The sequence below is a fragment of the Neobacillus thermocopriae genome (assembly GCF_010975035.1).
GTDB classification, from domain to species: domain Bacteria; phylum Bacillota; class Bacilli; order Bacillales; family Cytobacillaceae; genus Neobacillus; species Neobacillus thermocopriae.
This window is the reverse complement of record NZ_JAAIUV010000027.1, coordinates 38606-44605: the sequence shown is the minus strand read 5'-3', so window position 1 is coordinate 44605 and position 6000 is coordinate 38606. Positions and strand designations below refer to the sequence as shown.

The 6000-nt window shown below is 35.3% G+C and carries 6 protein-coding genes; 2 read left to right on the top strand and 4 right to left on the bottom strand.

Translation table 11 applies throughout. From position 1 onward, the window contains the following. From G4Z05_RS14370 to G4Z05_RS14355, 4 genes are all read right to left on the bottom strand, one after another. Positions 1–478 (bottom strand): transposase (locus tag G4Z05_RS14370; RefSeq protein WP_205597402.1); only part of this gene is annotated, 478 nt, incomplete at its 3' end. Positions 479–767: 289 nt separating this feature from the next. Then, positions 768–1091: a hypothetical protein gene (locus G4Z05_RS14365; RefSeq protein ID WP_163252503.1), complete on the bottom strand. Its 324-nt coding sequence runs from the start codon at positions 1089–1091 to the stop codon at positions 768–770. A gap of 73 nt (positions 1092–1164) precedes the next feature. Next, positions 1165–2328 carry an MFS transporter gene (locus G4Z05_RS14360; protein WP_163252502.1) on the bottom strand — a complete coding sequence of 388 codons (1164 nt, stop codon included), beginning with the start codon at positions 2326–2328 and terminating at the stop codon, positions 1165–1167. A 273-nt stretch (positions 2329–2601) separates the two neighbouring features. After that, positions 2602–4155: an ABC-F family ATP-binding cassette domain-containing protein gene (locus tag G4Z05_RS14355; protein ID WP_163252501.1), complete on the bottom strand. Its 1554-nt coding sequence runs from the start codon at positions 4153–4155 to the stop codon at positions 2602–2604. A 204-nt stretch (positions 4156–4359) separates the two neighbouring features. Between G4Z05_RS14355 and G4Z05_RS14350 the strand changes: the two genes are divergently transcribed. Beyond that, positions 4360–4761: a hypothetical protein gene (locus G4Z05_RS14350; RefSeq protein ID WP_163252500.1), complete on the top strand. Its 402-nt coding sequence runs from the start codon at positions 4360–4362 to the stop codon at positions 4759–4761. Between the two features lie 188 nt (positions 4762–4949). Next, on the top strand, positions 4950–5963 hold the full coding sequence (locus tag G4Z05_RS14345; RefSeq protein ID WP_163252499.1) for a S66 family peptidase: 1014 nt from the start codon (positions 4950–4952) through the stop codon (positions 5961–5963). Positions 5964–6000 lie beyond the last annotated feature (37 nt).

The window sequence follows — 6000 nt, the reverse complement described above, 5'->3', positions numbered from 1 at the left end:
ATTTACGTTTATTTGCACTTGCTTTAACATGCGTAGAATCAATAAATACATGTTCAGCACTAATCAACTTTTTATCAGAAGCTTCTTTTAGAATGCGGTAGAAGATTTTTTGAAATAGATCTGTATCCTTGAAACGTCTTTCATAGTTTTTTCCGAAGGTTGAGAAGTGGGGGACTTTATCATGAAACCCAAAACCTAAGAACCAACGATAAGCAAGATTTGTTTCAATTTCTTCAATAGTTTTGCGCATAGAGCGAATACCGAAGGTATATTGAATAAAAGCCATCTTAATTAATACAACAGGGTCAATACTTGGACGACCACGTTCAGATGAATACATATTCTCAACTAATTTATATATAAATGAAAAATCAATAGCAGCTTCTATCTTACGAACCAAGTGATTTTCAGGAACCAGCTGGTCTAAAGTAATCATTTCTAATTGATCTCGATTTACTTGTGTATTTTTAGTAAGCATTTCAATATCACCTCGATATTCTATAACATAATTATACAAAAAATGTCGACAAAATCCTTTAAAAAAGGATTTTGTCGACAGTCTGAAAAGACCATTCAATGGTCTTTTTTTTCTATTCGTACTATTTTTTACTAATAAACGGCATGTCCTTTAGTAATATGTCTAGCTTACGTAGCTTTATGTGTTTACAAAGTGTAGGAAAGTTCATAATAGGTATGTCTCACAGGAACTAGCTTTTCTTAATGAGACACGGCCCCTAGTAGTTAGACAAGAACTTAGGGGCCGTTTATTATTTTAGCTTGTAATCGTAATATTTTAATGTCTCGGTTATTGATGTTGGAATTTCTTCCGTTATTTTCCCGTTTTTATCCCGCTTAATTTCATATTCTCTATACGTTTCAATAATGTAGCCATTGTCTTTCTCTGCATTTTCGAGTTTTTTGATAATTTCCGTTTTATCACTTGGTTGGACACTCACTGGTTCGGATAAAATAGGCTGCTCAGCTGAATAGGAAATGCTTCTATTGATGATTGAAAACGGTGAGTCAAGATAAGCGACAAAACCTAAAGTAATAATAAGGAAAAATGCATATAAATAGGTTTTATTTTTCAAGGGAACCGAGCTCCTTTTTTCACTGAATCCTCGTAACCCATTATATGCCTGTCCTTTCAACATATACCATTAATTATGACATGTTTGATGGTTTCATTTGTTTTTGACGGAAAACTAGAAAAAGACCTAATGCAGCAATCGTAATTACTGCCCCTGAAATATAAGGGAGTCCGATTGATATGGAAAATAGCCATCCGCCAAGTGGAGGGCCAACAATACGACCTAATGAATCAAATGATGATAAAAGCCCAGTTGAGCTTCCATGCCCGGTTGTTGACAATTTGGTTAAGAGGGATGAAACGCTTGGGCGAATAACCCCATTACCAATACCAAAAATGGATAAAAAGATCGCTGCTGTTAAAAAATTATTGACCGCCAAAATGAGAGCAAAGCCAATAGCAGAAACGATCATTCCACCTTGAATAACAACACTTTCCCCATACTTCTTTGTCCATCGACCAACTAGTCCACCTTGTACCATTGCTCCTGCAAATCCCATGATCATAAATATGTATCCAAGCTGTACTGTGTTTAAGCCAGCTTTTTTGGCTGCAAAATAAGCAAATGTTGCTTCCAGACCAGAAAGTGATAAGGAGATTAATAGTTGAACAAAAAATAATACACTTACATTTTTATTAAATGATTTCCAGATGGATTCTTTATGATGGGTAGTGTCACTTTGTTTCTGTTTGGATTCTTTTAATATGAAAGAAACAAGGATTAATGTTACCAAGGAAGAAGCACTTGCTATATAAAAGGGCATACTAAGGCTAATTTTTGAAAAAATTCCACCGATAGCAGGTCCGAAGACAAAACCAAGCCCTACTGCGGCACCAACTATTCCCATCCCTTTCCCGCGATTTTCTTCTGTCGTTATATCGGCAACATAAGCCATGGCAGTTGGCATATTGGCAGAAGAGAGAAGTCCTCCTAATATTCTCGCCACAAATAACATCCAAAGTTCCGTCGATATAGCTTGGATAAAGAAGGATAGGGCTAATCCTCCTATACCTATCATCAATACCGGTTTTCTACCAATACGGTCCGATAATCTTCCCCAGTAAGGTGCAAAAATTAACTGCATGAGGGAATAAACAGCCATTAATAGACCTAATTCGGTTGGATTGGCACCAATTTCTTCAGCATAAAAAGGAAGAACTGGAATAATAATTCCAAAACCAACCATTACTAAAAACATTATAGCAAATAAGATTGGTAAAGCTTTTTTTGTTTCCAAAGGAATTCCACTCCCTAAATGGTTCAATTATCATATTTCTCATGACTCTTACTATAGGATAATAGAAAGTATCTGCACAATACAAGCAATTGATAAGACCTATTTAGACAATTTAATAAAACGATCTTAATTGGATAGGGAAATTAACAAATTACAAAACAAGTAGGCTTTCTCCGAGGCATTCTCTGTTCTTTTGGTGAAATTTTGAAAATACCAATTTAATGATCAATTGGATGAATTAATTTTAAAACCCTGCCTTATGACAGAGGAATTTTATGTTGTTTGTTGTGACCATTCTTCAATATTCCATACTTTAGTTACCCAATCTGAATAAAAATCTGGTTCGTGGCAAACAAGTACAACAGTTCCTTTATAAGCTATTAGAGCTCGCTTTAATTCAGCTTTCGCATCTACATCCAGATGGTTGGTCGGTTCATCGAACAGAATCCAGTTACTTTCTTTCATCATCAGCTTACAGAGGCGAACCTTTGCCTGTTCACCACCACTTAATTGATTTAATGGTCTAGAAATATGCTCATTTTTTAAGCCACAGCGAGCAAGAGCAGCTCGGACTTGGTGTTGATCCATATGTGGAAACTCATTCCAAACATCTTCAATAGGGGTTATACTTCCAGCTTTCACCTCTTGTTCAAAATAGGAAGGGAAAAGGAAATCACCGTGTTCAATTTTCCCTTTTAAGGGATGAATGATTCCTAACATTGTTTTAAGTAATGTTGATTTTCCAACACCATTGCAGCCAATAATCGCTACTTTTTCGCCACGCTCCAGTGTCAAATTCATTTTCGGAAGCAGAGGGTGAGTATACCCAATTTCCAAATCTTTTGCTTCAAAGACAAAGCGACTGCTACTTCTAGATTCCTTAAATTCAAAAGTTGGCTTGACATAGGTTTCAGGTCGATCAATCCGCTCCATCCGGTCCAGCATTTTTTGGCGGCTCTTTGCACGGCCAGTAGTGGAATAACGGGCTTTATTCCGAGCAATAAATACTTCTTGTTTCTTTATAAACTCTTGCTGCTTTTCATACGCTTGGATATGCTGATTTTTATTGATTTCAGCCAACTCAAGGAATTTTTCATAGCTTGCAGTATAGCGAGTTAACTTTGAAAATTCTAAGTGAAAAATAACATTTGTTACTTGATTCATAAATTCCGTATCATGGGATATCAAGATAAATGCATACGGATAATCCTTTAGATAGGATTGTAGCCAGTGAATATGTTCAGCATCCAAGTAGTTTGTCGGCTCATCGAGTAACAAAACTTTTGGTTGTTCTAAAAGAAGTTTTGCCAGGAGAACTTTTGTGCGTTGTCCACCGCTTAGTGTGACAACGTCACGATCTAAACCGATGGCATCTAGACCCAAACCACGGGCTGTTTCTTCAATTTTTATTTCCAACGTGTAGAAACCACCTGCATCCAAGACATCCTGAATTTCTCCCATTTTTTCTAATAGAATTTCAAGTTCTTCTGGGGAAGCGTTTGCCATTTGTGCTGTAATTTCATTTAATTCTCTTTCTTTTTCAAAAAGTGGAAGAAATGCATCACGAAGTACATCACGTATCGTTTTACCCGGGGCTAACACCGTATGTTGGTCTAAATATCCATAATGAACGTTTGAAGTCCATTCGACTCGCCCAGCATCATGGATTAATTGTCCAGTAATAATATTCATTAAGGTTGATTTTCCGACTCCATTAGCACCAACAAGACCTACATGATCTTCTGCTAATAATCGAAAGGACACGTTCTTAAATAAGATACGGTCTCCAAATGTATGTGATAAATTTTCGACAGTTAGTAAGCTCATATTTTTGATAAATCCTCACTTTATTCAAGAAATGAAATACATTCCTTCATATTACTAGATTTTCACGGTTTCTGCTAGATTTTAATGACAGTTAAAAGATTATTCAGTTCTATATAAATTGTTAATTTGAAAAGGAAATTTTTAACTCTATAAGAACGATTTTTTTACTTATAAATAAAATATTTTAACGAAATGGAGGGATGTATGAAATTGGATGATAAAAAAAGCTGCATCTCGATCAATACAATATCTGGGGGAATCGTCAATTTCGGAGGAGCTGTCTATATATCACCGATAACGATAACAAAGGGATCTGGATCAAATGATGATAATCAAGATGGAGCAAGTGATTCATTATTAGATACATTTTCATCAATTCAACCTGATTTTGAGGGGAGTAATGAAAACACTGAGGCAATGAATAATTTATTCGCTTCGACTCCTGATGGGCCATCCGACAACATTGACTTTAATGACGACATATCTAATGCAAATTCAACTAGCTCTGACGAAAGAATAGAAGATACCAATACGGAGCCATGGTTGAGTTCAGATGATCGGTTTGATGCACAAAAATTCAATATTAATGTAGACGGTGATGTTTGAATGGATGTTTTTGGTAAAGAAGTAAAAATAAAATTACATTTTTAGGTTCAAATCACATATGATTTGAACCTTTGTATTTGTTAACGTGCAAATTGCATTCTATTTTTTACTATAAGCATCCTAAAAAATATATAAAATTTTCTAATTTTATTAAATAATGCTAAAATTATGTGAAGGGGGGATAGTTAATGATAAAATATCCGTTTTTAAAAGAAAGGGCAACAATAGGGGTAACTGCTCCATCGTCAGGAGTGTCAAATGAATTACATGGAATTTTGATAGAGGCCGGAAACCGTATGAAATCTAGAGGGTTTGATGTATTATTTGGTGATACGGTTTGGACTCAGAATAAAGTAAGGTCTACTTCAGCAAAAATTCGTGCTGATGAATTTAATAAAATGATGCAGGATGAAAAGATCCAGCTGATTTTTCCTCCATGGGGTGGAGAGTTACTCATTGAGGTGCTTGAATATATAGACTTCAAAAATATTAAACAGAAGTGGATATTAGGTTATTCTGATACAAGTTTATTATTATTAACTATTACGTTAAAAACTGGAATTGCAACTGCACACGGTCCTAATTTCGTGGATATAAGAGGAGAATATACAGATGAAACGACAGCAATGTGGAAGTCCGTTTTATCTACTAAAAAAGGCGAATCAATCAAACAATATTCATCAAAAAAATTTCAAAAAGAATGGCAGTTTGATAATCCTTCACCGTGTGTATTCCATTTAACCGAACAAACCTATTGGAAAACCATATCAAATAATGAAGTGAAGATACAGGGCCGTCTGCTTGGAGGGTGTATTGATATTATCAGGCATATTATTGGGACGCCCTATGGAGATGTATTAAACTTTAGGAAAAAATATATACAAGATGAACCGATTATTTGGTTTCTTGAAAATTGTGAGCTGTCAACTACTGATCTACGCCGATCACTTATTCAAATGAAATTAGCCGGTTGGTTTCGTCATTGTTCAGGAATTATGTTCGGTAGAAGTCCAGCTAATTCACCTGTTAATGGATATACAGTAGAAGAGGTTTATAAGGAATTTTCTGAAGAACTGCAAATTCCAATTATCTATAACATTGATTGTGGGCACGTTCCACCACAAATGACTTTTATCAATGGTGCTTATGCAGAAATTGAAACAAGGAATGGACAAGCTACCGTTTTACAAAAGTTTATATAAAAAATAGGCTCAGAGTTGCATACTCTGAGCGGTCGTA

Excerpts from the sequence above, each read along its gene's own strand:
- G4Z05_RS14355 (WP_163252501.1), bottom strand. The coding sequence starts at position 4,155 with ATGAGCTTACTAACTGTCGAAAATTTATCACATACATTTGGAGACCGT.
- G4Z05_RS14350 (WP_163252500.1), top strand. The coding sequence starts at position 4,360 with ATGAAATTGGATGATAAAAAAAGCTGCATCTCGATCAATACAATATCT.
- G4Z05_RS14345 (WP_163252499.1), top strand. The coding sequence starts at position 4,950 with ATGATAAAATATCCGTTTTTAAAAGAAAGGGCAACAATAGGGGTAACT.